The following is a 1,026-nucleotide window of genomic DNA, read 5'->3' on the forward strand; positions in this document are numbered from 1 at the left end:
TTGCGTGCGTACTCCCCAGGCGGATCACTTATCGCGTTAGCTTGGGCGCTGAGGTTCGACCCCCAACACCTAGTGATCATCGTTTACGGCGTGGACTACCAGGGTATCTAATCCTGTTTGCTACCCACGCTTTCGCGCTTTAGCGTCAGTATTCATCCAGTGAGCTGACTTCTCCATCGGCATTCCTACAAATATCTACGAATTTCACCTCTACACTTGTAGTTCCGCCCACCTCTCTGATACTCTAGGTTCACAGTTTCCAACGCAATACGGAGTTGAGCCCCGCATTTTAACATCAGACTTATGAACCCGCCTAGACGCGCTTTACGCCCAATAAATCCGGATAACGCTTGCGACATACGTATTACCGCGGCTGCTGGCACGTATTTAGCCGTCGCTTCTTCTGTTGGTACCGTCACTTTCTTCTTCCCAACTGAAAGCACTTTACGATCCGAAAACCTTCATCGTGCACACAGAATTGCTGGATCAGACTTTTGGTCCATTGTCCAATATTCCCCACTGCTGCCTCCCGTAGGAGTAAGGGCCGTGTCTCAGTCCCCTTGTGGCCGATCACCCTCTCAGGCCGGCTATCCATCGTCGCCTTGGTGAGCCGTTACCTCACCAACTAGCTAATGGAACGCAAAGCTCTCCTTCAGCGCATATAGCTTTCATGATCCTCCCATGCGAGAGTTCCATAATATCCGGTATTAGCCATCGTTTCCAATGGTTGTCCCAGACTGAAGGGCAAGTTCTTTACGCGTTACTCACCCGTCCGCCACTTTCCACAACCGAAGTTGCTTCAAGTCGACTTGCATGTGTTAAGCATTCTGTCAGCGTTCATCCTGAGCCAGGATCAAACTCTTCATTCAAAATTTTATTTACACCGTTATGTGTTATTGCATAACTAATTATTAACTATCTTATCTATTCTGTTGTTAATGTCCTCGTTTATGTTCAACATTGCTGCTGACGAAATTTATAATACCACTTTTTTTTTTATGCGTCAATAGTTTTTTAAATTTATTT

1 rRNA gene is annotated in these 1,026 nt (G+C 46.5%); it reads right to left on the reverse strand.

What is annotated here, in order from left to right:
- Window positions 1-869: ribosomal RNA gene (locus tag B5D61_RS25525) — 16S ribosomal RNA — on the reverse strand; the annotation flags it as partial.
- Window positions 870-1,026 lie beyond the last annotated feature (157 nt).

Origin of the sequence: Prosthecobacter debontii (genome assembly GCF_900167535.1) — a bacterium.
In the GTDB taxonomy this organism is placed as follows: Bacteria; Verrucomicrobiota; Verrucomicrobiia; order Verrucomicrobiales; family Verrucomicrobiaceae; genus Prosthecobacter; species Prosthecobacter debontii.